Annotated in this window: 23 protein-coding genes and 1 pseudogene; 9 read left to right on the top strand and 15 right to left on the bottom strand. The window is 71.2% G+C overall.

Features of this window, described 5'->3' with window-relative positions; translation table 11 throughout:
• Positions 1-152 precede the first annotated feature (152 nt).
• Together AC07DC_RS03555 and AC07DC_RS03550 are read left to right on the top strand one after the other, a co-directional pair.
• A complete protein-coding gene (locus tag AC07DC_RS03555) occupies positions 153-590 on the top strand; it encodes a hypothetical protein (protein WP_478911426.1) in 438 nt (145 codons plus the stop codon).
• Positions 566-1,063 carry a discoidin domain-containing protein gene (locus AC07DC_RS03550; protein WP_478911424.1) on the top strand — a complete coding sequence of 166 codons (498 nt, stop codon included), beginning with the start codon at positions 566-568 and terminating at the stop codon, positions 1,061-1,063. The genes AC07DC_RS03555 and AC07DC_RS03550 overlap by 25 nt, the downstream gene beginning before the upstream one ends.
• Before the next feature lie 48 nt (positions 1,064-1,111).
• Here the strand turns inward: AC07DC_RS03550 and AC07DC_RS03545 are convergent, their stop codons facing one another.
• Entirely contained in the window at positions 1,112-1,858 is a 747-nt protein-coding gene (locus AC07DC_RS03545) for an SRPBCC family protein (RefSeq protein WP_478911423.1), read from the bottom strand.
• Positions 1,859-1,869: 11 nt separating this feature from the next.
• A complete protein-coding gene (locus AC07DC_RS03540) occupies positions 1,870-2,541 on the bottom strand; it encodes an ArsR/SmtB family transcription factor (protein ID WP_478911421.1) in 672 nt (223 codons plus the stop codon).
• A gap of 105 nt (positions 2,542-2,646) precedes the next feature.
• Here AC07DC_RS03540 and AC07DC_RS03535 point away from each other — a divergent pair, with 105 nt between their 5' ends.
• From AC07DC_RS03535 to AC07DC_RS03525, 3 genes are all read left to right on the top strand, one after another.
• The gene (locus AC07DC_RS03535) at positions 2,647-3,555 is read left to right on the top strand and encodes a LysR family transcriptional regulator (RefSeq protein ID WP_478911419.1); all 909 of its coding nucleotides are present in this window, start codon (positions 2,647-2,649) and stop codon (positions 3,553-3,555) included.
• 183 nt (positions 3,556-3,738) lie between these two features.
• Entirely contained in the window at positions 3,739-5,760 is a 2,022-nt protein-coding gene (locus tag AC07DC_RS03530) for an oxidoreductase (protein ID WP_478911417.1), read from the top strand.
• Between the two features lie 171 nt (positions 5,761-5,931).
• Complete coding sequence (locus AC07DC_RS03525; protein ID WP_478911415.1) at positions 5,932-6,489, top strand: PadR family transcriptional regulator; 558 nt, start codon at positions 5,932-5,934, stop codon at positions 6,487-6,489.
• An 82-nt stretch (positions 6,490-6,571) separates the two neighbouring features.
• Here AC07DC_RS03525 and AC07DC_RS03520 read toward each other — a convergent pair whose 3' ends face one another.
• From AC07DC_RS03520 to AC07DC_RS03510, 3 genes are all read right to left on the bottom strand, one after another.
• Entirely contained in the window at positions 6,572-7,966 is a 1,395-nt protein-coding gene (locus AC07DC_RS03520) for a DUF1254 domain-containing protein (protein ID WP_478911413.1), read from the bottom strand.
• A gap of 105 nt (positions 7,967-8,071) precedes the next feature.
• Positions 8,072-9,328 (bottom strand): serine hydrolase domain-containing protein, encoded by a 1,257-nt coding sequence (locus AC07DC_RS03515; RefSeq protein WP_478911411.1) that lies wholly within the window; start codon positions 9,326-9,328, stop codon positions 8,072-8,074.
• A 373-nt stretch (positions 9,329-9,701) separates the two neighbouring features.
• Entirely contained in the window at positions 9,702-9,962 is a 261-nt protein-coding gene (locus AC07DC_RS03510) for a UBP-type zinc finger domain-containing protein (protein ID WP_478911409.1), read from the bottom strand.
• Positions 9,963-10,030: 68 nt separating this feature from the next.
• Here AC07DC_RS03510 and AC07DC_RS03505 point away from each other — a divergent pair, with 68 nt between their 5' ends.
• Positions 10,031-11,626, top strand: coding sequence for a Na+/H+ antiporter (locus AC07DC_RS03505; RefSeq protein WP_478911407.1), 1,596 nt, complete (start codon positions 10,031-10,033; stop codon positions 11,624-11,626).
• Positions 11,627-11,653: 27 nt separating this feature from the next.
• On the opposite strand, the gene AC07DC_RS03500 is transcribed toward AC07DC_RS03505, so the two are convergent.
• The gene (locus AC07DC_RS03500) at positions 11,654-11,926 is read right to left on the bottom strand and encodes a GlsB/YeaQ/YmgE family stress response membrane protein (RefSeq protein ID WP_478911405.1); all 273 of its coding nucleotides are present in this window, start codon (positions 11,924-11,926) and stop codon (positions 11,654-11,656) included.
• A gap of 166 nt (positions 11,927-12,092) precedes the next feature.
• On the opposite strand from AC07DC_RS03500, the gene AC07DC_RS03495 reads away from it, so the two are divergent.
• Positions 12,093-12,563 (top strand): SLATT domain-containing protein, encoded by a 471-nt coding sequence (locus tag AC07DC_RS03495; protein WP_478911403.1) that lies wholly within the window; start codon positions 12,093-12,095, stop codon positions 12,561-12,563.
• Positions 12,564-12,683: 120 nt separating this feature from the next.
• The gene (locus AC07DC_RS03490; protein WP_478911401.1) at positions 12,684-13,229 is read left to right on the top strand and encodes an RNA polymerase sigma factor; all 546 of its coding nucleotides are present in this window, start codon (positions 12,684-12,686) and stop codon (positions 13,227-13,229) included.
• On the opposite strand, the gene AC07DC_RS03485 is transcribed toward AC07DC_RS03490, so the two are convergent.
• The 4 genes and pseudogenes from AC07DC_RS03485 to AC07DC_RS03470 form a co-directional block, all read right to left on the bottom strand.
• A complete protein-coding gene (locus AC07DC_RS03485) occupies positions 13,194-13,718 on the bottom strand; it encodes a hypothetical protein (RefSeq protein ID WP_478911399.1) in 525 nt (174 codons plus the stop codon). The genes AC07DC_RS03490 and AC07DC_RS03485 overlap by 36 nt on opposite strands.
• A 103-nt stretch (positions 13,719-13,821) precedes the next feature.
• Positions 13,822-14,649, bottom strand: a complete 828-nt coding sequence (locus AC07DC_RS03480; RefSeq protein WP_478911397.1) for an alpha/beta fold hydrolase — start codon at positions 14,647-14,649, stop codon at positions 13,822-13,824.
• 230 nt (positions 14,650-14,879) lie between these two features.
• Positions 14,880-15,158, bottom strand: a pseudogene (locus AC07DC_RS03475) (glycoside hydrolase family 2); the annotation flags it as partial.
• A gap of 172 nt (positions 15,159-15,330) precedes the next feature.
• Positions 15,331-16,560 (bottom strand): glycoside hydrolase family 6 protein, encoded by a 1,230-nt coding sequence (locus AC07DC_RS03470; protein WP_478911395.1) that lies wholly within the window; start codon positions 16,558-16,560, stop codon positions 15,331-15,333.
• Between the two features lie 385 nt (positions 16,561-16,945).
• On the opposite strand from AC07DC_RS03470, the gene AC07DC_RS03465 reads away from it, so the two are divergent.
• A complete protein-coding gene (locus AC07DC_RS03465; protein ID WP_478912587.1) occupies positions 16,946-18,715 on the top strand; it encodes a cellulase family glycosylhydrolase in 1,770 nt (589 codons plus the stop codon).
• 47 nt (positions 18,716-18,762) lie between these two features.
• Here the strand turns inward: AC07DC_RS03465 and AC07DC_RS03460 are convergent, their stop codons facing one another.
• From AC07DC_RS03460 to AC07DC_RS03440, 5 genes are all read right to left on the bottom strand, one after another.
• On the bottom strand, positions 18,763-19,857 hold the full coding sequence (locus AC07DC_RS03460; RefSeq protein ID WP_478911393.1) for an aldose epimerase family protein: 1,095 nt from the start codon (positions 19,855-19,857) through the stop codon (positions 18,763-18,765).
• Between the two features lie 72 nt (positions 19,858-19,929).
• Positions 19,930-20,946: a LacI family DNA-binding transcriptional regulator gene (locus AC07DC_RS03455; protein ID WP_478911391.1), complete on the bottom strand. Its 1,017-nt coding sequence runs from the start codon at positions 20,944-20,946 to the stop codon at positions 19,930-19,932.
• Between the two features lie 134 nt (positions 20,947-21,080).
• Positions 21,081-22,112 carry an ABC transporter permease gene (locus tag AC07DC_RS03450; RefSeq protein WP_478911389.1) on the bottom strand — a complete coding sequence of 344 codons (1,032 nt, stop codon included), beginning with the start codon at positions 22,110-22,112 and terminating at the stop codon, positions 21,081-21,083.
• Positions 22,109-23,080: an ABC transporter permease gene (locus AC07DC_RS03445; protein ID WP_478911387.1), complete on the bottom strand. Its 972-nt coding sequence runs from the start codon at positions 23,078-23,080 to the stop codon at positions 22,109-22,111. The genes AC07DC_RS03450 and AC07DC_RS03445 overlap by 4 nt, the downstream gene beginning before the upstream one ends.
• On the bottom strand, positions 23,077-24,693 hold the full coding sequence (locus tag AC07DC_RS03440) for a sugar ABC transporter ATP-binding protein (protein WP_478911385.1): 1,617 nt from the start codon (positions 24,691-24,693) through the stop codon (positions 23,077-23,079). Before AC07DC_RS03440 ends, AC07DC_RS03445 begins: the two co-directional genes overlap by 4 nt.
• Positions 24,694-24,713: the final 20 nt, after the last annotated feature.

The following is a 24,713-nucleotide window of genomic DNA, read 5'->3' as shown; positions in this document are numbered from 1 at the left end:
GCACGTTGCGAGCTGCAAGTGGGACTAATTTGCAGGTCTCTTCACATATCTTGCTCATCCTGCGATGTCTATTGCACCCATGTTTCGTCGTGGCTACGATCTGCCGCTGACCGGTCAACGGCGCGCAACCGTGCAGAACGGGAGGAGTCCACATGGGGATCTCACGCCGGGTGTTCATCGGATCGGTGACGGCGGGAGTCGCCCTCGGCGCCCTGCCTGCCACCGGGACGCTCGGGGCGGCGGCCGTTGCCCCGAGCTCTCCCGGAGATGTGGTCGGCAAGATCACCGTCGGCTATCAGGGCTGGTTCGCCGCCCCCGGCGACGGGGCCCCGATCAACGGCTGGTGGCACTGGAGCCAGAACTGGTCACAGCCGCCGTCGCCGTCCAACAACGCGATCAGGGCGTGGCCCGACATGCGGGACTACACGGGCGCGTACCGGACCGGCTACGGGAATCTCGGCAACGGGCAGCCCGCCCGGTCGGCTCCGGCCTGCTGGGACTGGACGAGGACGGAACGGCCTGCTCGGCGGATTACTATCTGCGACTCACGGCCGACGGCGGCAGAATGCTCAAGGGGCAGCTCGCGCTGACCCCGGTCCGCCCGACCGCTCCGACCACCGGCGGCGGCCCCCCGCCCGGCAACGTCAACCTCGCGCTGCACAAGGCGACGTCGGAGAGCAGCCACACGCAGGGCTACGGCTCGGGCAACGCCGTCGACGGTGACGCCAACAGCTACTGGGAGAGCGCCAACAACGCGTTCCCCCAATGGCTCCAGGTCGACCTGGGTTCAACGACCGGGGCCAGACGAGTCGTTCTCAGCGTGCCGCCGGCCACCGCGTGGGGGACACGAACCCAGACGCTCTCCGTCCTGGGCAGCACCAACGGCTCCGACTTCGCCGTGCTGGCCGGTCCGGCCGGCTACACGTTCAACCCGGCCACCGGCAACAGCGCCACCATCATCTTCCCGGCCACCGCCACAGCCCGGTACCTACGGCTCTCCTTCACCGCCAACACCGGGTGGCCGGCCGGGCAGGTCGCCGAATTCCAGGTCTACGCGTCCTGACAGCCGAAGCGGCGGGCCGGTCGGAAGCCGGCCCGCCGGAGTGCGTCGTCAGGCGAAGACTCCGTCGATCCAGTTCTGCCAGGCGGCTTCGGTTCCCTTCACGCCCGGTTCGGTGTCGGCGTCCTGGCCGGTGCCGAACCGGTGCACCACGACGCCGATCGTTCCGCCGAAGGCGTTCCTGCCGAAGAAGCGGTAGAGCGAGTCGGCCGTCCGCAGGCCGATGAAGTACTGGTTCCGATAGTCGATCACCGCGTCGACCGCGTCCGGGCCGGGCAGTCCGACCCGTACCTTCGTGCCCGCCGCCGCGTCGTCGGGCAGCCCCAGCGCTCGGCCGAGCACGGTGAACGCGTCCGGCGCGCCGGATGCCGCCGGGCCTTCGACCGCGGCGTAGGACGGGGTCAGGCCGGGGAAGTGCTCCAGGTACTGGCGCAGTGTGTGCAGGTAGAAGTCGGTGTGCTTGCTCGCGCCGTCGTACTGGTTGTCCCAGTCGTCCACGAGGATGCCGCTGTGCACATAGCGCACCCAGGCGCGGCCGCCCTCACGCGGTTCGATGACATGGTCCACCTGATTGAACGTCTGGTTCTCCGCGCCCTCCGGGCTCTCCACCCGGCCGGTGAGCCGGTGCGGCGGATCCCAGGCGGTCACGGTTCCGCCGAACGGGGCCGCGCCGCCCTCGCGGTGCTCGTACTCCATCGGCCACAGCCAGCCGGCCGTGCCCTCGGTGATCGCTTCCCAGACCTGCTCGGGCGTCGCCTGGACCTCGAACTCCCGGACGATCTCGAATTCCTTCGGCATGGTGTGACTCCTTATGCGGGTTCGTCGGTGGGGGGTTCTGCGGGGGACACGGCCGCGGAGCGCTCCTCCGCGGCCGGCAGTGACTCGGCCGGGCCGGCCACCGGCATCTTGACCGTGGGGTGGACGGCGACGACGACACGGTGGTCCCGGCCGCCCGCCGCCGACGCGTCGTGGTACTTCAGGACCAGCGCGCCGACGCCGGCCGCCAGTTCCTCGATGAACGCCGCCCGGTCGGCGGCGGAGGCGAAGCGCACCTCGCCGTCCAGGGCGAACGTGGCGAGCGGCCGGCCGGCCCTGGCCGCACCGGTGAGCAGCGTGCCGACATCGCGCACCAGGCGCGCGGCGACCGCGAGCAGCCAGCGCGCGGAGAGCTGATCGCGGGAGCGGCTCGGATCGGGCTGCACCGCGGCCAGCGCGAGCGGGGAGATGACGTACGACGCTGCCGTCGCCCGCATCAGCCGCTCCGTCACATTGCCCTTCTTGCGCTCACCGACCAGCTCGACCAGGCCGTGCCGCTCCAACTCCTTGAGGTGGTAGTTCACCTTCTGCCGGGGCAGGCCGACCCGGGCGGCCAGCATCGTCGCCGAGGCGGGCTCCATCAGCTCGGCGAGGAGCCGGGCCCGGATCGGCGCAAGCGAGACCTCGGCGGCTGCCGGGTCCTCGATCACTGTCACGTCCAACATGGATCCACCATCTCACCGACAAATAATTTTGTCCAGACGTATCTTCTTGTCGGCGAGGCCCATAACTCATAGGACTGGATTCCCCGACTGCTAGCGTCGCTGGTTATGGAACTGCGCCAACTGGAATACCTCGTGACGGTCACCGAAGAGGCGAGCTTCACCAAGGCTGCGGCCAAGCTGCATGTGGCGCAGCCCGGGGTGAGCGCCCAGATCCGCCAGCTGGAACGGGAGCTGGGCCAGGACCTGCTGGACCGCTCCGGGCGCACGGTCCGGCCCACCGAGGTGGGCGCCGCGGTGCTGCCGTACGCGCGGGCGGCGCTCGCCGCGGTCGCCGGAGCCCGGCAGGCCGTCGAGGAGCTGACCGGCCTGGTCCGCGGGCATGTCGCCGTCGGCACCGTGACCTCGCTCGGAACCGGCGTCGACCTGGCCGGGCTGCTCGCCGACTTCCACCACAGCCACCCGGCGGTGGAGATAAGCCTGATCGAGGACACCTCGGACAACCTGCTCCAGGCGCTGCTGGCCGGCCGGCTCGATGTGGCGGTCGTCAGCCTGGCGGGAGAGCCCCCGCAGGGAATCGGGGTGCAGGTCGTCGTGGACGAGCCGTTCGTCGTCGCCGTCGCCCCCGGCGATCCGCTGGCGACCCGGACCTCCATCACGCTCGACGCCCTCGCCGGCCGCCCCCTGATGTGCCTGCCACGGGGCACCGGGCTGCGCACCGTCGTCGACCTCGCCTGCGCCGCCGCAGGCTTCCGGCCGCACATCGCCTTCGAGGCCGGGGATCCCACGGTCCTCGCGCAGCTAGCCGCCAGGGGGCTGGGGGCGGCGATCCTGCCCGAGTCCCTCGCCCGTTCCTATCCGGGTGAGCTCCATGCGGTGAACCTCACCCGCCCGAAGCTGCGCGGGCGCCTGGCGCTCGCCTGGCGCACCGAGGGCCCGGCCGGCCCGGCGGCTCGCGCCCTGGTCCGGCAGGCGCGAGCCACGCTGCCGGAGCGGACGGAGAGCGCTCCGGCCTGACTCGGGCTGGGCCCGGCTCGGCGCGCCCGGGTCCCGTCTGAGCCCCGTCGCGCACCGCCCCTGCGGACGCAGAGTGCTCGCGGACCGGAGGCGGCGTGGCCACCCCCGTCTATGCAACTTGTTGCATAATCGGCTCGACTCGTCTAGAACTTGCGCTACGAGTTCGCGCGAGGAGGCCCCCTGATGAGCGACTACCCCCACCTGCTGAGCCCTCTTGACCTGGGCTTCACCACCCTGCCCAACCGGGTGCTGATGGGTTCGATGCACGTCGGTCTGGAGGAGGCGCCCCGCGGCTTCGAGCGGATGGCCGAGTTCTACGCCACCCGCGCCCGTGGCGGAGTCGGGCTCATGGTCACCGGCGGGATCGCCCCGAACGACGCGGGGCGCCCGTACGAGGGCGGCGCGAAGCTGACCACGGAGGCCGAGGCCGAGCAGCACAGGGCGGTCACCGAGGCCGTGCACCGCGAGGGTGCGAAGATCGCGATGCAGATCCTGCACTTCGGCCGCTACGCGCACCACGCCGACCTCGTCGCGCCCAGCGCCCTCCAGGCGCCCATCAGCCGCTTCACCCCGCACGCGCTGACCGAGGACGAGGTCGAGCAGACCGTCGGGGACTTCGTACGGGCGGCCGGGCTGGCGCAGCTCGCCGGGTACGACGGCGTCGAGATCATGGGATCCGAGGGATACCTGATCAACGAGTTCATCGCGGCGCCCACCAACCAGCGGCAGGACCGCTGGGGCGGCGAGTACCGGAACCGGATCCGCTTCCCGGTCGAGATCGTGCGCCGGGTCCGCGAGCGGGTCGGGCCGGACTTCATCCTCATCTACCGGCTGTCGATGCTCGACCTCATACCGGGCGGATCCACCCTGGCGGAAGTGATCACCCTCGCCCAGGAGATCGAAGCGGCCGGCGCGACCATCATCAACACCGGGATCGGCTGGCACGAAGCACGGATCCCGACCATCGCGACCTCCGTACCGCGCGGCGCCTTCACCTGGGTGACGAAGAAGGTCATGGGCTCCGTGGGCATCCCCCTGGTGACCAGCAACCGGATCAACACCCCCGAACTGGCCGAGCAGTTGCTCGCCGAGGGCTGCGCGGACATGGTGTCGCTGGCCCGCCCGCTGCTGGCCGACCCCGACTTCGTCGCCAAGACCCGGCGCGGGCAGTCCGCCACCATCAACACCTGCATCGGGTGCAACCAGGCCTGCCTGGACCACACGTTCAGCGGGAAGATCACGTCCTGCCTGGTCAACCCCCGTGCCTGCAACGAGACCGAGCTGATCCTGCAGCCCACCCGGCGCCGCAAGAGAGTCGGCGTGGTCGGCGCGGGGCCGGCCGGACTCGCCTTCGCGGTGTCGGCGGCCGAGCGCGGGCACGCGGTCACCCTCTTCGACGGCGCGACCGAGATCGGCGGGCAGCTCAACATCGCCCGCAAGGTCCCGGGCAAGGAGGAGTTCAACGAGACGCTGCGCTACTACCGCGAGCAGCTCGAGATCCACGGCGTCGACGTCCGGCTGAAGACCACCGTCACCGTCGACACCCTCACCGCCGAAGGGTTCGACGAGATCGTGCTCGCCACCGGCGTCGTCCCCCGCACACCGGACATCGAGGGGATCGGCCACCCGAGCGTCCTCAGCTATCTGGATGTGCTGCGCGACGGGGCGCACGTGGGACAGTCCGTCGCGATCCTCGGCGCCGGCGGTATCGGCTTCGACGTGGCGGAGTTTCTCAGCGACGGGGGCGACTCGGCGAGCCTCGACCCCGAGGCGTTCTTCCGGCAGTGGGGAATCGACCCCGGCTACGAGTCGCGGGGCGGGGTGCAGAAGCCACAGCGGGGCACCTCGCCGCGCACCCTGCACCTGCTGCAGCGAAAGGAGAGCAAGGTCGGCGCGGGGCTGGGCAAGACGACCGGCTGGATCCACCGCACCGAACTGCGGCACCGCGGCGTCACGATGGTCGCCGGCGCGACCTACCACCGCATCGACGACGCCGGCCTCCATGTGACGGTCGACGGCCGGCGCGAGGTCCTCGGCGTCGACACCGTCGTGCTCTGCACCGGCCAGGAGCCGCGCCGTGACCTGTACGAGGCGCTGCGCGACGCCGGGCACTCGGCGCACCTCATCGGCGGCGCCGACGTCGCAGCCGAACTCGACGCGAAGCGCGCCATCCGCCAGGGCACCGAGCTGGCGGCGGCGCTCTGACGTCGGGGATCTGAGGCCGGGGGGTCTGAGGCCGGGGATCCGAGGCCGGGGCCGCGCGGCCGGTACGGCGCCGGCCCGGCGGCGCCGATCCTAGGATGCCTCCAGTACGTCCATCGTCCGGCCGGGATGCCCCGGCCGGACGACCGGGTCCCAGAGAGGTGCCGTCAGACCATGTCGTTGCCGCACGCCATCCTCACCGCCCTGCTGGAGAAGCCGTCCTCGGGGCTGGAGCTGACGCGCCGGTTCGACCGCTCGATCGGCTTCTTCTGGTCCGCCACCCACCAGCAGATCTACCGCGAGCTGGGAAAACTGGAAAAGGCCGGCCTCATCCACGCGCTGGCCCAGTCACCGTCCCGGGGCCAGAAGCGCGAGTACGAGGTGCTGCCCGCGGGCCGCACGGAGCTGACCGCCTGGGTGGCCACGAGCCAGGACCCCAAGCCGATCCGCGACGCCCTCCTGCTGCGCCTGCGCGCGGCGGCGGTCGTCGGCCGGGACGGCCTCGAACCCGAGTTGGAACGCCATCTCGCAGCCCACCGGCAGCAGTTGGCCGAGTACACGGCGATCGAGGAACGCGACTTCGCCGGCGAGGACCCCGGCGGCGAGGACCGGCTGCGCCATCTCGTGCTGCGGGCCGGGATCGGCCTGGAGACCTTCTGGATCGAGTGGCTGACCGAGTCCCTGGCGGAGTTCCGCCGACCGGACGCCGCGGACGAGGTCGACCCGGGCTGACGCCGCGTCTCAACGATCCGGGCCGGCGCCGCGAGGTCACAGGATCGAGCCGGCGCCGCGACGGGGACCTCGGACAGCGATCTCAAGCGGGGTGGATGTCGCCGAGCTTCCAGCTGTGGTCGAAGTACGGCTCCAGGGGGCCGTAGAAGCGGAAGTAGCAGAACCAGTGGCCGCCCGGCACGGTCTGCACCCAGTTGGATTCCCTGCCGGCCGGCGCCTCGGGACCGAAGTGGAGGTCGACCGATCCGTCGTCGTTGTACTCGACCTCGGGGTCCCGCGATCCGCGGTCGCCGCGCTCCTGCGGATTGTCGATCAGACAACGGGTGCCGGCGGAGTAGACCGTCACCGACCAGAACAGCTTCGCGGGCGGGTCCGCCGGCACGCGCAGGACGTACTGCCGGGCGCCGTCCAGCCAGCGGCCGTTCGCGTCGGTGTAGGCGCCCAGGTAGGCCTGTCCGAGCCCGGGGGTCCGGCTCTTCATCGCCGCCGAGAAGCTGACCGCCTCGTAGAACCAGGCCGTCCGCTCCAGCAGCTGGTCGTAGCCGGATCCGCGCTGGTCGGAGCGGTCGAGCTGGAGGACGAGGTCCCACTGCCGGTCGGGCCAGTAGCGGGAGCCCGGGAACCGTTTGGCGAACGCGTTCGCCTGCGCCATCAACTCGCCGGACGCTGCCGCCTCGGTGAGGATGCGCGTCATGCGCTCGTCCGGGGTGAAGAGCTTCTCCTGCTCGATGCCGAGCTGGCGGAGCATGGCGAGGAAGAAGCGGTCGCGCTCGTCGACGATCTCGGACTGGTAGATCTCGTGCAGCCGCTCCCAGTACTCCAGCCCCTTCGGCTGGGCCCCGGACCACTGCCGGCCGCCGGGCGAGAGCACCCGGGTGGGCGGGGGAGCGTCGCGGTGCGCGTAGGGGTAGAGCTCGACGGCGTCCACCAGCTTCTGGGCCTGGGCCGCGTCGGCTCCCAGTGTGCGGAAGCCGAACATCACGTTCATGCCGGTCGCGGTGAGGACGTGGTAGCCGTCGACGTCGTCCGGTGTCTCGTGCCCCGGGGGGACGATGAGGTAGCGGCCGCCCTCGCCCTTGTCGGGGCCCATCTCACCCATCGCGCCGATCTCGCGCTGCCAGAAGTCGGACACACCGCCGGCCACGGGCCCGGCCGGCACAACCACCACCAGGGGTCCCGTGACACCGAGGTCGACGAAGCCGAGGATGTACGGGGTGGTGGCATTGGCGGTGATCAGGCCCAACCGGTCGCGGTAGCTCTCGTAGTGGACCAGATCGCCGGGACCCGCCCCGAACTCGTCGGTGTGCACCCGCTGCCACTGCGCGTACGAGACCAGGGGCAGCGCCCACAGATACGCCTGGGTGGCCATCTGATAGTCGAGCTCGTCGAAAACGGTCGCGAGATCTTCGCGGCGGGGCAGCTCGCCGTCCATGACCACGGAACCGAGCCGTCCTGGGTGGGCCGCCGGCGTGTCCATGGACCGAGCGTAGGCGCGGGACCCGCAGGTCGCAGCCGGAGCCGGCGCCCGCCCCCGGGCCGCGGGGCCCGGTCCCACAGGGGTGTGACCGGGCCCGGCGGGCCGTCAGAAGCCCGCGGTGCGGGTCGCGGCGGCCTGGAATGCGGTGCCGGGCGATGTGGTGGGTCGGGATGCGGTGCCGCCGGCGGGGGTGGACGGGCAGAATTCCGCCAGGACCGGGGGGACCGGGCTGTCGACCCAGTCGGCGTTGACGTTGGAGGACAGGCTGTGCCGGCCGTCGCGGGTGGTGACGGCGGACGAGGAGGAACCGAAGATCCCGCCGTCATGGCCCCAGACGGTCACCCCGCAGGGCAGCGTTACGGACATCATGGCCAGGCCGTAGCGGAGATCGGGAGTGTCCGGGCCCGTCGACACCGTGGTGAGCATCTCGTCGAGCTGGTGGGCGGGGAGCAGCCGGCCGCGCAGCAGCGCGCTGAAGAAGCGGTTCAGATCAGTGGTGGTGGAGATCATCTCGCCCGCCGACCCGGCGATCGACGGGTTGAACTCGGTGACGTCGTACAGCCGGGTGGGAGTCCCGGCGAAGAGCGTGGAGTAGGCGCGGCCGTGGCGTCCGGGGATCGTGGGCGAGGTGCCGGGCACGCTGGTCGAGCGCAGTCCGAGCGGCCGCAGGATCCGCCGTTCGATCTCCTGCGCGTAGGAATGGCCGGTCACCTTCTGCACCACCATGCCGGCGAGGATGTAGTTGGTGTTGGAGTAGCTCCAGGACGTGCCCGGTGCGAAGTTCGGCGGATGGGCCACCGCGACCGCGACGAGCTGCCGCGGCAGATAGGTGTCGTAGCGGTGCTCGAGGAATCCCTGACCGGCCAGCCTGGCCTGGATCGCGGGGTCTTCCGTGTAGTTGAAGACGCCGCTGGTGTGATTCAGCACCTGGCGGAGCGTGATGTGCCGGCCGTCGTTGCCGTTTCCCTGGACCACGCCCGGCAGCAGATGGTCGATCGTGTCGTCCAGGCTCACCCTCCGCTCGGCCTCCAGTTGCAGCAGCACCGTCGCGACGAACGACTTGGTGATGCTGCCTATCCGGAACTCGTCACCGGGCCGGAACGGACGGCCGGACGCCAGATCCGCGGTGCCCGCCGCCCCGAACCAGGAGTCACGGCCCACCTGCGCCTGGGCCTGTACCCCAGGAGCGCCCGCAGCGACGGTGCCGTCGAGGGCGGCCTGAGTGGCGGAATGGGTGCCGGTACGGGGTGCGGCGGAGGGGGCGGCCGTGGCGGCGGTCGCGGGCCCGGCCAACAACGTCGCGCCCACCGCGAGCGCGGCCGTCAGGCCCAGTACGCCCCGGCCGAGGTGCAGTTTCGACATGGAGTTCCTCTCCATCGGTACGGAATCCCTTGCTGTGCGCGGCTTGTGTGCCGCGTGAGGCAGGACGCCGACCAAGGCTCCAGTCGTTGACACGCGCTGATCGCGACCGGCAGTATTCGGCCAACCGGTTTGGCGGGGACGTTCCGGCGCGCGGTCCGCGGGATTAATGCGTGCCTGCGCCGTGACGTGTATCCGCAGCACGGGTTGCGGGCCAGACGTCGTATTTACGCGCACGGTCTCGCTACCGTTGTTCCACAGGCCCGGCAGGCCGCCACCCCCGTGCGAACCTGCCGGGCCTGCTGCTGTCCCGCGGCGTACCGCCCTCAGTGCGGAACGGGCCCGGATCCCTGCCGGTACCGCCGGATGCCGGCGATCAGACCAGGTGGAGATCGACGAAGCACCAGCTCCAGCTCTCGCCCGGCTCGAAGCTCCGCATCACCGGATGCCCGGTCTCCTCGAAATGGCCCGTGGCGTGCCGGTACGGCGAGGAGTCGCAGCAGCCGACATGGCCGCAGACGAGACACAGCCTGAGCTGCACCGGATGGCTGCCCACAGCCAGGCATTCGGGACATGTGTCGGTCAGCGGAGCCGGCTCGGGGCGCGGCAGGTCGGGAACATGCGGGCACTCGCTCATGATTGCCAGGTTAGATCGGGTGCACGGCAATCGGAGAACGAGAACCAGATGGGAACGGGCCGAAGCTGATGGATGTCATGCCATTGCTGATGTTGATCGCGGGCAGTGCCGCGATCGCGGGCGCGGCCCGCCGCACGCCGGTGCCCGCGCCACTGCTGCTGGTCGCCGCCGGGCTGATCGCGTCGTACGTGCCGGGCATGCCCGACTACACCCTCGACCCGGAGATCGTGCTGCCCCTGCTGCTGCCCCCGCTGCTGCACACCGCCGCCCTCGACAGCTCCTATCTCGACCTGCGGGCCAACGCTCGGCCGGTCGCGCTGCTCTCCGTCGGCTATGTGCTGTTCGCGACGATCGCCGTCGGATACATCGCCTATCTGGTGGTGCCCGACCTGCCGCTGACCGCCGCCCTGGTGCTGGGCGCCGTGATCGCCCCGCCGGACGCGGTCGCCGCCACCGCCATCGCGCGCCGTCTCAAGCTGCCCAACCGGATCACCACGATCCTGCAGGGCGAGTCGCTGGTGAACGACGCGACCGCGATCACCGCGTACAAGGTCGCACTCGCCGCCGTCGTGGGGGAGGGGGCCACCTGGGGCGAGGGCATCAGGGAGTTCGCCGTCGCCGCGGCGGGCGGCGTCGTCGTGGGCCTCATCCTCATGGTGCCGCTGCACTGGCTCCGCACCCACCTGCGGGAACCGCTGCTCCAGAACACCCTGTCGCTGCTCATCCCGTTCGTGGCCTACGCCGCGGCCGAACGCGTCGGGGCGTCCGGCGTGCTCGCCGTCGTGGTCGTCGGGCTCTACCTCGGACACCGTTCCTGGCAGGTCGACTTCGCGACCAGGCTCCAGGAAGCGGCGGTGTGGAAGATGGTCGGCTTCATCCTGGAGTCGACGGTCTTCGCCCTCATCGGGCTGCAGTTGCGCGTGGTGCTCGGCGGACTCGGCGAATACGGGGTGGGTGAGGCCATCTGGTACGCCTTCGCGGTCTTCGTCGTGGTGGTGGCCGCCCGCTTCGCGTGGGTCTTCCCCGCGACCTTCCTGCCCCGCATCTCCTCCCGCATCCGGGAGCGCGAACCCGACACGAACTGGACCGGACCCGCCATCGTCGGCTGGGCCGGTATGCGCGGCGTGGTCTCACTCGCCATCGCCTTCTCGATCCCGCTGACCCTGGACAACGGCGACGCGTTCCCCGCCCGCAACCTGGTGCTCTTCCTGACCTTCACCACGGTGATCGCCACCCTCGTCGTACAGGGCCTCACGCTGCCGCCGCTGATCCGCTGGCTGAAGATCCCGGCCCGCGACGTGCGCGCCGAGACGCTCGCCGAGGCGCAGGCGCAGAGCGAGGCGTCGACCGCCGCGGAACGGCTGCTCACCGAACTCCTCGACGACGGGCGCAACGACCTGCCGCAGCCGCTCGCCGACCGGCTGCGCACCGTCATGGACCGGCGGCGCAACGCCGTGTGGGAGCGGCTGGGGCAGGTCAACGAGACCACCGGGGAGTCCGCGGACGACACCTACCGCAGGCTCGCCCGACGGATGATCGGGGCCGAACGCGAGGTGTTCGTGGAACTGCGCGACGCCCGGCGCATCGACGACGAGATGCTCCGGACGCTGCTGCGCCGACTGGACCTGGAGGAGGCCGCGGCCTACCGCGAGGAGACAGGGTGACGGCGGCGGACGGTCGGCGCCGCGCGGTCAGCGCCGTGCGCGCGAGTCGCCGAAGAAGATCCGGTAGATGATCAGCAGGACCAGCGAACCGCCGATGGCCGCACCCCACGTGGCCAGGTCGAAGAACTGGTGCCCGACGGGCCGGTCGAGGAGGCGGGCGGAGAGCCAGCCACCGACGAACGCCCCCGCGATGCCGATCAGCGTGGTGATGATGATGCCGCCGGGATCACGTCCGGGCAGCAGGACCTTGGCGATGACCCCGGCGATGAGTCCGAGGACGATCCAGGCGAGAATGCCCATGGTGCGTGCCTTCCTTTCGACGTACTCCGTCCGCGGGGCGTGCCCGCGGTCTCTCCCCGCACTGTGAGGGACGCAGCCCCCGTGCGAGGGGTTCCCGGGTGTGTCACCTCGGACAACGTCCCCCTGATGCGTTCCGCCTTCCCCGAACACCGGGCACCATGTTCGGGTGTTCATACGGAGACGGAACCCCATCGCGCAACCCGCGCCCAGCGACCCGGTATTGGCCTATGCCCTCAGGGATTTGGCATGGTATGCGCGCACTCGCGACGACGCCCGCAAATGGCACTGGGTCACGGAACTGAGCGCGCTGCTGGCGGGCGCCGCCACCGTCGTCGCGGCCGGTATCCAGGCGCCCGCCGCCGTCACGGCGACTTTGGCGGGATTCGCCGTCTTCATCGGCGGGTTCCGTCAGGTCTTCAACCACACGGAGCGCTACGTGCTCGCCGCGGAGTCCTGGATGCGCCTGCGCCCGGCCGTCGAGCGGTACCGCTTGCTGCCGGAGGACGAACGGGACGCCGACGCCCGCCGGCTGCTGGTGGAAGCGGTCGAGACGGTCTCCGCCGCGGAGATCCAGAGCTGGGCCGCCGAGCGGCGTGGAACGCGGGCGGGTTCGGATACGGGCCCGGGAATCGTGTGAGGGCGGGCGGCGTGATCCGGCCTGCCAGGGCCGTGGTTGACGTGCGGGAGAGGCGCTGAAAGGCCCTCGTGGGACGGCCTCGCGCCGGTGTTAGAGTCGGCCCCGGCCGATGGGGGCGCAGTGACGGAGGAAGCCGGCGAAAGCCGTGCGGGGGAGCGGGATCCGGCCGGGTTGGCCCGGCTGGTGGCGGGCGCGCAGCGGGGCGACCGGCTGGCGATGGACGAGTTGCTGACCGTCCTCGCCCCGTATGTGGGCCGGATCTGCGGCCCGGTGGCGCTGGAGGACGGGGACGACGCCGCGCAGGAGGCGCTGATCGCGGTCTTCCGCCACATCCGGCAACTGAAGGAGCCCGCGGCGCTCTTCGGCTGGGTGCGGGTGATCGCGGTCCGCGAGGCGGTCCGCCTCGCCAGGCAGCGGCAGCGAACGGTGCCGGCGGAACTGTCCGAGCTGCCCGCGCCGGGCGATCCGGAACTTGCCCAGGACATCGGGGACGTGCTGCGGAACCTCTCGCCGGAGCACCGTGCCGTACTGATGCTCCGTCATGTCGAGGGACTGGACGAGCAGGAGGTGGCGCGGGTGCTCGCGGTCCCGCTGGGGACCGTCAGATCCCGGCTGTTCCGCGCCAGGAAGTCATTCCGCGGCGCCTGGGGCGGCGCCGGGAAGTGACCGCGCGTCGATCCGTTGCTGCAGCCGGGCCATCAGGGCGGCGCCGCGGGCCCGCGCTCCGGGCCGGCGCAGCCACTGGAGGGCGGCGCCGACCGGGGAGCGGTAGGCGCTGAAGAAGGCGAACCGGGTGCCCGTTCCCTCGGGCACCGCGGCCATGCCGCCGGCCAGCAGCCGGCTCTGCATCAGACACCAGCCGGGCCGCAGGACGACCTCGAAACGCTCCCGGTGGCCCAGCAGGCTCACGGCGCGGGCGGAGAGCCGGTCGTCATCGGCCGGCCGGCCCGCGTCCCGTTCGACGGTGAACGAGCGCAGGCCGGGGATGATGTGCGGCAGTTCGGCCTTGAGATCGGCGGCCACCCCCCACACCTGATCCAGTGGGGCGTCGAAGTGGTGCTCGACGTACAGAGCGTGCTTCGACGCCCCCGCGACGACCCTTAGCCGTCGCAGCGGATCGAGACCGGCCTGCGGCCAGTCATCGTCATCGCTCATTGGGCATCGCTCATCGGGCATCGCTCATCGGATCGGCTCCCCTTCGCACTGTCTGCCGGGAGAGCGTCGCATCAACTCGGCTCGCGAACAAACGCCCGGCCGGTCAGCTCGCGAACAGCCGCCTCGCCGCCGCCACGACCAGCTCCGGCCGCTCGTGCTGCGGACAGTGCCCGACGCCCGGCAGCACCTCGACTGCCAGCGCGTCCGCGAAGAGCTCACCGCCCGCCAGGAGCCCTGGCGGGATGACGACATCGCGCTCGCCCGCCAGGATCACGGTCGGGACCGTCAGCCGCAGCGAGTGGAACTCCCTCTTGCGCAGTGCCGCGATGTCGTGCCTCACGAACGCGCGGTGGATGCCCTCACCGGCCGGCGCGCTGTGCGGTTGCCGGGCGGCGGTGGCGAACTCGTCGATCTCGCCCTCGCGCCAGGCCGCGCGGTCGGCCACCGCGCGCCGCAACAGGTACCGGGTGAAAGCCGGCCAGTGCCGCAGGACCTGGCGGCCCAGCGGCGGCCACTCCAGCAGTACGGTGTACCAGAACCGCCAGGCGTGGCGGAGGGTGTTCCGGCGGGTGGGCCAGAGGTGGACCATGTTCAGCGCGAGGAAGTGGCTGAAGCGCTCGGGCCACCGGGCGCACGCGAGGAAGCCCGCCCACGCGCCCCAGTCGTGGGCGAGCAGCCGCACCCGCTCCAGCCCGAGCGCGTCCAGCACCGCGACGAGGTCCGCCGCCCGCCGGTCCGTGCCGTAGCCGCCGGGCGAGGCCTGCGACCAGCCGAAGCCGGGCATGTCCAGGCAGATCAGCCGGTACTCGCCGGCCAGTCCCGGAAGGACGTGCCGCCAGGTGTACCAGTGCTCCGGGAAGCCGTGGACGAGCAGGACGGGCGGAGCGCCTGGGTCGCCGGCCTCGGCGTAGTGCAACTGGACGCCGTCCACCGTCACATGGTGGTGGCGCACCCCCGGCACGGGCGGGTAGGGCCGGGTCGTCTGCTGTGGTGCTTCCGCTGCCCGTGGCGCGCGGTTTCCGGGTGTTCTCTGGACCGGCATGGGACCGCCTTCCGTGTGTGTCCCTTGTCTCTGTGCCGGTAGAGAGGACGGCGGTGCTCCGTGCAATCCCCGGCCCGCCCGGATTTCGGTGTGCGGTGGGTCACATGCGGGCCGAGGGACGTCGCGTCGCTCTTGAGCACCGCGCTGCTGTTGCCGTCGACGACCTCGGCGTAGGCCAGTGCGTTGGCGTGGTGCAGATACCTGTTGGTGAAGCCGGGCGTGGTGACCCGCAGGGACTGGTACTGGCCGACGGGGAGGACGACCGGTGGCGGCGGGTTGAGGGAGGCGTTGATCAGGGCCTGGTTGGCGGCCTTCACCCGGGCCGCGTCGACCTTCACGACCTGGCGGTCGTAGGTGAGCAGGCCGTTGACCTCGTTCTCGACATCGGTGTCCGACGTAGTTGTTAGAGAGCGGCGCCACCCCGGTCGGACCGGAACCGCGAAGGTCCGGTCGGACGGGGGTGGCGCGGACGGGGGTGCCTCTGCCGGGGAGGGGTACGTGGCGGTGCGTCGAGGACATCCGGGGGGTACGCGGTGCGGCCCGGTCAGGTGTACCGCACCGCGTACCGGTCTACGGCCGGCCCAGGTTCCACGTCAGGGCCGGGCGGGCCCGCTCCGCCAGCCCGTGGGCCTGGTCCGCCCACCAGACGCCGGCCGCCGGGTCGGTGATGCCGTACTCCGGATCGGTGGTTCCCGAAGTGCCGCGTGTGCAACTGCCGTCGGACTCCCCGGGGACCTTGATCCACAGAAACGCGTCGAGCAGCGGGACTCCGGTGTCGGCGGTAGGCCGGGTGCCCAGCCCGCGTCCCGGAGGATTGCACCAGGTCTGCGGGTCGCTGTAGTCGGCGGTCGGGGTCCACGGGCCCTGGCCGTTGCGGCTGCTGTCGATCACGAAGTGTGGGAGCACGGCCCCCGCGGGCACATGGCTCGCGTACCAGGCGTCCGCGTCGGCGGCCGGCCAGTACTGGTTCGGGCAGTCGCCGCCCGTCGCGCCGGGAACGTTGCGCAGGTACCAGGTGCACTGCGCGACCTGGGTGCCGTAGCGGATCAGATCCGCGTCGGTCTGGTAGTTGGAGACGTCCAGGAAGAAGCCCTGCGCCTGAGCGACGCCCCCTTCGACCAGCAACTCGGCCATCACGCCGACGTTCTGCCAGGCGCTGTGCCCGGCGTCGAGATAGACGACCGCGCCGGGCTGCCGCTCCAGTCGTTGCACGGCGCCACGGATCTCGGCGATCCGGTCCGCCTGCTGGGCGGCGGTGCCGCCGCAGTAGGCCGGGCTCAGCGCCAGACCGTCCGGCTCCAGGACGACGACAGTGCGGTGGCTGCCGATGCCGCGGGCGAGAGCGTCGATCCACGCTGTGTACTCGGCGGAGTTCGACGCGCCGCCCGCCGAATACTGGGAGCAGTCGCGGCCCGGCACGTTGTAGGCCACCGCCACCGGCACCTGGTGCTGCAACGCGGCTCTGGCCTGGAGCTTCGCCATGTCCGCGGTGGTCTGCTGGGGTGTGCTCGTGCCGTTGAACCACTGCGCGACCGGCCAGGAGGCCAGCTTCGCCATGGACAGGGCCCCGGCGTAGTCGTGCGCCTTGAGGTCGGCCACCGCCTGGTGCGCCGCCTTGCTGTCGAGGTCGGTGTAGAAGCGGGTGGCGGTTGGGAGCGAGTGGTCGGTGGTCGTGGCGCTAGCGCCTGCGGCCGGGGTGGACAGGGCGCAGAGCGCGGTCGCGGTGGCGGCTGCTGTCGCGATGAGGAACGTGGCCCGGTGACGGATATATGGGAGCGCTCCCATATGTGTTCGATTCATCTTGCCCACTTCTCTTCGATTCGCATCAGGAATTTTCGTTCAAGAGATGAACGCGGTTCGGCATCTTGACGCCGTCTGCGGGCGTCGCTTCTATGGCGCGGGGTCATGGTGGTCGTTCGTGGCTATGAAAACTGAAGGAATCGTGCCGCAGATCCCCTCGCCTGGCCAGCCCCTTGACGCGCATTGCGGAGGTGAAGTTCCGAGAAAAGTGGAAGCGCTCCCACGAATGAAGGACCAGAGCCGCACCGCCAGCGCCGCACGACCAGCCCGCACGACCAGCCCGCACCACCAGAGCCGCACCACCAGAGCTGAACCGTCAGAGAGGAACAGGGACGTGCTCCATCTCTTGCGCCGACTTCGCACGGCCGGCACTGCCGTCGCCGTCATGGCCGCGCTGCTCATCCCGCTCGCCGGGACCCAGAGCGCCCAGGCCACCGACAACGCCTCACCCGCCCGTATCCAGTCCGCCACGGCCGCCGTCGGAGCGGGCTACTGGCACACCAGCGGACGGCAGATCCTGGACGCCGACAACCAGCCGGTCCGGATCGCCGGGGTGAACTGGTTCGGGTTCGAGACCGCCAACTACGTCGCCCACGGCCTCTGGTCGCGCGACTACAAGAGCATGATCGACCAGATGAAGACGCTGGGCTACAACACCATCCGGCTGCCCTACAGCGACGACATCTTCAAAGGCACCGTCCCGAGCGGTATCAACACCTCCGGTGGCATGAACGCCGATCTCCCGGGCCTGACCTCGCTCCAGGTGATGGACAAGATCGTCAACTACGCCGGGACGATCGGCCTCAAGGTCATCCTCGACCGGCACCGTCCCGACTCCAGCGCCCAGTCGGCCCTCTGGTACACCGGCGCGGTCCCCGAATCCACTTGGATCGCCGACCTCACCGCCCTGGCGACCCGCTACAAGGGCAACCCCGCAGTCATCGGCATCGACCTGCACAACGAGCCGCACGACCCCGCCTGTTGGGGGTGTGGCGACTCCTCCGTCGACTGGCGGCTGGCGGCCGAGCGCGGCGGCAACGCGGTGCTGGCGGCCAACCCGTCCCTCCTCGTCTTCGTCGAGGGCATCCAGACCTACAACGGCAGTTCGTACTGGTGGGGCGGCAACCTGCAGGGCGCCGGCCAGTACCCGGTCCGGCTGAACGTCGCCAACCGGCTCGTGTACTCCGCGCACGACTACGCGACCAGTGTCGCCTCCCAGCCCTGGTTCACCGACCCCTCGTTCCCCAACAACATGGCGGGCATCTGGAACAAGAACTGGGGCTACCTCTTCCAGCAGAACTCCGCCCCGGTCTGGCTGGGGGAGTTCGGCACCACCCTGCAGGCCTCCGTGGACCAGACGTGGCTCAGGACGCTCGTGCAGTACCTGCGCCCCACCGCCCAGTACGGAGCCGACGCCTTCCAGTGGACGTTCTGGTCCTGGAACCCCAACTCCGGTGACACCGGCGGGATACTCAACGACGACTGGACGACCGTCAACACCGCCAAGGACGCCTATCTGAGCACCATCAAGGCGCCCGCCTTCGGCTCAGGCGGCGGGGGCGGCGACACCCAGCCACCGACCGCGCCCTCGAACGTCTCGGTCACCGGAACCACCAGTACCACCGCCTCCCTGGCCTGGAGCGCCGCCACCGACAACGTGAGCGTCACCGGCTACGACGTCTACCGCGGCGCCGCGCTGACGGGCAGCAGCACCGGGACCACCTTCACCGACACCGGTCTGACCCCGTCGACCGCGTACGCCTACACCGTCAAGGCCCATGACGCGGCGGGCAACGCCTCGCCCGCCTCCGGCGCCGTCACCGCCACCACGGCCTCCGGCGGAGGCGGCGGTTCGGGCTGCGCGGCGGCCTGGCATGTCGACAGCCAGTGGAACCCGGGCTTCAACGCCACCGTCACCGTCACCAACTCCGGGACCGTACCCACCAGATCCTGGACCGTCACCTGGACCTGGCCCAACGGGCAGCATGTGTCGAGCTTCTGGAGCGCGACCGTCCAGCAGTCCGGTGCGGGGGTGAGCGCCGTGAACCTCGCGTACAACGGCGTGATCGCTCCCAGCGCGTCGACCACCTTCGGGATCCAGGGCACCTGGAGTGGCACCAACACCGCACCTGTCCTGACCTGCACCGCGTCCTGACCGGCCCCGTGGGGCGGCGCACCGCCGCCCCACGGCACCGCAGGGGCTCAGCGCAGGTGGGTGAAGTGGAATTCGGTGCGACTGCGGAAGACCGTGCCGGGGCGCAGAACGGTGCTGGGGAAGGAGGGCCGGTTCGGCGAGTCGGGGAAGTGCTGGGTCTCCAGGCAGACGGCGCCGTGCCGCTGATGGCGGTTGCCGTCGGCGTCGGAGAGCGAACCGTCGAGGTGGTTGGACGTGTAGACCTGGAGGCCGGGCTCGGTCGTCAGGACCTTGAGCTCCCGGCCCGATGCGGGGTCGTGCAGCACAGCGGCCGAGCGCAGGCCGTCGGGACCGTCCGGCGGGCGCAGCACCCAGCAGTGGTCGTACCCGTCCGTGGCCTTCAGCTGGGGATCGGGGGCGGCCAGGCCGTCGCCCAGCCGGCGCGGTGAGGTGAAGTCGAAGGGCGTGCCCGCCACTTCCCGGGCCTCCCCGAGCGGGATCGCGTCGGCCGACACCGGCAGGTAGCTGTCCGCGCCGACGCTCAGCCAGTGGTCCAGCACGGCGCCGGGTACGGTCCCCGCCGCCCGCTCGGCCCCCGGTCCCGCGAGGTTGAAGTAGGCGTGATGGGTGAGGTTGACGACGGTCGGCCGGTCGGTGACGGCTTCGAAGGTGACGGAGAGCGTGCCCCGGTCGTCGAGTGCGTAGGTCGCCGTCACCGTCAGCTCGCCGGGGAAGCCCATGTCGCCGTCGGGGCTGCGCAGCGTCAGCCGGACGGCGGCGCTGCCGGGGACAGGTTCCGCCTGCCACACCCGGCGGTTGAAGCCGTCGGGGCCGCCGTGCAGGGCATGCCCGTGCTCGTTGGCCGGTACGTGGTGCTCCTGCCCGTCGAGGGTGAAGCGGCCGCCCGCGATGCGGTTGGCGTAACGCCCCACCAGAGCGCCGACATAGGGGTTGGGCCCGGTGTAGCTCGCCAAATCCGGCAGCGCCAGAACGACGGAACGGCTGTGGCCGGCGCGGTCCGGGACCCTGAGGGCGTGCAGGATGCCCCCGTAGGTGAGGACCTCGGCGGTGACTCCGGCCGTGGACCGCAGCGTCCAGCGGTCCACGGCCCGGCCGTCCGGGGTGACGCCGAAGGGTTCACGGTGCGCTGCAGGTCGGGGCATTGTCAGTCCTCGGGAAGGGTGCGGTGTCGGGACGGGCACGCGGCATGCGATGCCCGGAATGGTGGCCTCGGATCAGCCGGGCCGGCGGGCGGTGGACTCCCTGGCCACCAGCGTGTAGCCGGGCTGGATCCGCTCCGGCACCAGATCGGGGGCGCCCGCGAGGCGGGCCACCACGCGCTCGACCGCGAGCCGGGCGATGGCCTGCTTGTCGGGGGAGACCGTGGTGAGGGCGATGGTCGAGAACCGGCCCTCCTCGATGTCGTCGAAGCCGACCACGGCGACATCGTCCGGCACCCGCAGCCCGCGGTCGGTCAGGGCGCGCATCGCGCCGATCGCGATCAGGTCGTTGTAGGCGAAGACGGCGTCGGGCCGCTCCCCGCGGTCCAGCAGGGCGTTCATGGCGGCGGCGCCGTCGACCCGGCCGTAGCCGTCGGTCGCGGCCACCAGCGAGTCGTCGCAGGGCAGCCCGGCTGCGGTCAGCTCCTCGCGCCAGCCGCGCAGCCGCAGGTGGGCGGGTTGCCGGGCGCTCTCCCTGCGGGCACCGAGGAACGCGACCCGCCGGTGTCCGAGCCCGGTGAGGTGGCGTACGGCGGTACGCGCGGCGGAGACGTTGTCGATCGCGATCTGGTCGTAGGGCGCGTCGTACTCGCGCTCGCCGAGCAGCACCAGCGGGGCGTCGTCGGTCCTACCGAGCAGGTCGGCGGCCTCCAGCTCGATGGGGCTGAGGATGAGGCCGTCGATGACATGGGCGCGGAAGCCCTGGGAGACCAGGATCTCCTTCTGCCGTTCGCCCGCGGTGTGGTCGAGCAGGACGGTGTAGTCGTGCCGGGCGGCGGCGTCGACGACGGCGCCCGCGAGTTCGGCGAAGTACGGGTTGCCGAGCTCGGGGACGGCGAGCGCGATGATCCCGGTGCGGCCCTTGCGCAGATGGCGGGCGGTCAGGTTGGGGCGGTAGCCGAGCTCGTCGATGGCCCGCTGCACCTTCGCGCGCATTCCAGGGGTGACGTGCGGGTAGTTGTTGACCACGTTCGAGACGGTCTTGATGGAAACGCCCGCCAGCTGCGCGACGTCCTTGAGGCTGGCGCCCACGAATGTCCTTCCTTCGGCCGAGCTGTCGAGATCCGGGCTGTTGGGACCCGGCTGTTGAGACCCGGCGGTTTCCGGCCCCAGTGTGCTGCGTCCGGCTCCGCCCGGTCCACGACCGGCGGCGGAGCCCGACGGGTTCAGGTGCTGCGGCGGGCCGTGGACAGGTAGCGCTGGGCGACCACCACGAGGATCAGGAAGCCGCCGCTGACCACCGACTGGTAGGAGGAGTTCAGCGAGCCGATCTGGTTGATCAGATTCTGGATCACCGCCAGCAGCAGCACGCCCCACAGGGTGCCGGAGACCGACCCCGCGCCGCCGACCAGCAGGGTGCCGCCGATCACGACGGCGGCGATGGCGTCGAGTTCCATCCCCACGCCGATGATGGTGACGCCCGAGGAGAGCCGGGCGGCGTTGAGCGCGCCGGCGAGCCCGGCGAGCAGCCCGCTCAGCAGGTACACCAGGACCTTCGTCCTGGCCACCGGCAGACCCATCAAGGTGGCGGCGTCGCTGCTGCCGCCGACCGCGAACAGGGTCTGTCCGAAGGAGGTGCGCTGCAGCACCAGACCGCCGGCCGCGAACAGCGCCAGCGCGATGAACACCGGGTAGGCGAAGCCCCCGAGGCTGCCGCCGCCCAGTTCGGCGAAGGCCGAGCCGCGCGGCACCAGATACGTGGTGGCGCCCTCATGGGTGAGGGCGAGCAGCAGTCCGCGCGCGCCGAGCAGTGAGGCCAGCGTCACGATGAACGGTGCCATGCCGGCCCGCGCGACGAGCAGCCCGTTCACCGCCCCGATCGCCCCGCAGACGGCGAGCGGCACCAGGAGCGCGGGCACCATGCCCCATTGCGAGGCCCAGGCCGCGAGCACTCCGCCGAGCGCGAAGACGGAGCCCACGGAGAGGTCGATACCGCCGGTGATGATCACCAGCGTCATGCCGAGGGCGACGATCGACAGGAAGGACGCCTGAACGGTCACGCCGCGCGCGTTGTCCACGCTCGCGAAGGACGGGAAGACGAACGAGGAGACGAGGACCACCAGCAGCAGGACGGCGAGCACGCCCTGGCGCTGCAGCAGTTCGGCCGCGCGCTGCCGACCGGTGGGCCGGGTGGCGTACGCCGGGGCCGCCTGATGCGGAACGGTGGGCGCGGAGGTGGCTTTCACGAGGGACTTCATCGGGATCGACGCTCCCGGGCGATGTAGACGGCGACGAGGATGATGGCCGCCTGGGCCATCTGGGCGGTGGAGTCGTGCAGGTTGTGGGTGACCAGGGTGGCGTGCAGCAACTGCATCAGCAGGGCGCCCGTCACCGTGCCAAGGACGCGTACCGAGCCGCCGGTCAGCGGGGTGCCGCCGACGACCACGGCGGTGATGGCGGACAGCTCCATCAGGTTGCCGAGCGCGGACGGGTCGCTGGCGGTCAGCCGTGCGGTGGCGAGGACGCCGGCCAGCGCAGCCAGGACTCCGCACAGCACGTACACGCCGATCAGCACGCGCTTGACGGGCAGCCCGGCCAGCGCGGCGGCGGCCCGGTTGCCGCCCACCGCGACCAGCTGCCGCCCGAAGGTGGTGTGCTGGACGAGGAACGCGATGACGACGGCGAGCACCGCGGCGATCAGGACGACCAGCGGGATGCCCAGCAGGCTGTCGGTGCCCAGCCCCAGCAGGTCCGGGTTCTGGATCTGTTTGAGCTGTCCGTCCGCGATGACCAGCGCCAGACCGCGGCCGCCGACGAAGAGCGCGAGGGTGGCGACGATCGGCTGCAGTCCCACGAGCGAGACCAGCGAACCGTTCACCAGACCGACCACGACCCCGGCGAACAGGGCGATCAGCAGCGCCGGGGCCAGGCCGTAGCCGAGGTAGAGCGGCAGCAGCGCGCCGGCGAGCGCCATCGTGGAGCCGACCGACAGGTCGACGCCCTCGGTGCCGATCACCAGCGCCATGCCGAGCGCGACGATGACGACGGGGGAGACCTGGACGAGCTGGGTGCGCAGGTTGTCCACGGTCAGGAAGTGGTCGGTGAAGACCGCGTTGAACACCAGGAGCGCGGCGACGGCGCCGTAGACGCCGTACCGCTGGAGCAGGCCGGTGACCCGGGACCTGTCGAGCCCGCGGGCGGCGAGGGCGATCGGGACGTCGGTCATCGCCGGTCCTCCTTGGGGGCCGCGGGTTCCGTGGGCTCATCGGCTGTCTCATCGGCCAGGACGGCGAGGAGCTCGCTCTCCTCGACCCGGTCGCCGGTCAGTTCGCCCGCCACCGCGCCGCCGCGCAGCACGAGGATGCGGTCGGAGCCCTCGATGAGCTCCTCGATGTCGGAGGAGATCAGCAGTACGGCCAGACCCTCCTGCGCGAGGTCGTCGATCAGCGCCTGCACCTCGGCCTTGGCGCCCACGTCGATGCCCCGGGTGGGCTCGTCGAGCAGCAGGACCTTGGGCTCCAGACAGAGCCAGCGGGCCAGCAGCACCTTCTGCTGGTTGCCGCCGGACAGTTCGCCGACCTTCTGCTCCGGGCTGGAGGCCTTGATCCGCAGCCGCTTCATGAACACCTCGACGATGCGGTCCTGCCGCCCGCGCGAGACGATCCCGGCGCGCGAGAGCCGGGGCAGCGCGGCGAGCACGATGTTCTCCCGGACCGACAGGCCGGGGACGATCCCCTCGGCCTTGCGGTCCTCGGGCAGCAGGCTGATCCCGGCCCTGATCGCTGCGGCGGGGGTGAGACGGCGCAGGGTGTGGCCGCCGATCCGGATCTCGCCGCCGTCCAGCGGCAGCGCCCCGGCGACGGCCTTGGCGGTCTCGCTGCGGCCGGAGCCCAGCAGCCCGCCCAGACCGAGCACTTCGCCCGGATGCAGTTCCAGACCGACATCGCGCAGCACCTGCCCGCTGGTCAGTCCGCTTGCGGTGAGCACCGGTTGGCGCTCCGCCCGGTGCCCTTCGCCGAAGCCGGTGGTGCCGTGCCGGCGGACCTCCGCGATCTCGCGGCCGAGCATCATCGAGACCAGCCGCATCCGGTCGAGGTCGCGCAGCTCGCCGGTGTGCACATGTTTGCCGTCCCGCAGGACGGTGACGCGGTCGCAGATCCGGTAGAGCTCGTCGAGCCGGTGGCTGACGTAGACGATCGCGAGGCCCCGGTCGTGCAGTTCGCCGATCACCCGGAAGAGCGTCTCGACCTCGCGCGGTTCGAGCGAGGACGTGGGCTCGTCCATCACGACCACCCTCGCCCGCACGGAGACCGCCCGCGCCAGGGCCACCATCTGCTGGGTGCCGACGCCGAGCGTGTGCAGCGGCCGGCGCGGATCGGCGCTGATCCCGAAACCGGTCAGCAGCTCGGCGGCCTCGCGGTGCATCCGGGGGAAGTCGATCAGGCCGAACCGGTTCTTGGGCTCGCGCCCGAGGAAGATGTTGCGGGCCACGCTCATCAGCGGGACGAGGTTGACCTCCTGGTAGATGGTCGAGATCCCCGCCTGCTGCGCCTCGTAGGGGCGGGCGAACGAGACCGGGGCGTCGCCGAGCCGCAGCTCTCCGCCGTCCGGGCGGTGGACGCCGGTGAGCAGCTTGATCAGCGTCGACTTGCCGGCGCCGTTCTCGCCGACCAGAGCGTGGATCCCACCGGCTCGCAGGGCGAAGGACACATCGTCGAGCGCCACCACGCCGGGAAAGCGTTTGCTGACGCCGACGGCCTCCAACACGGCGGGAGCGCCGGGTGGTTCCGCGGTGCCGGCCGGCACGGACGCCGCCTCGACGGCTTCGGATGGTGCCATGGTCGTGGCCTTCCGGGGGA

This window comes from Streptomyces sp. NPDC045021 (assembly GCF_056432645.1).
Note: the sequence above shows the minus strand (reverse complement) of the source record. Positions and strands in the feature narration are given on the sequence as shown.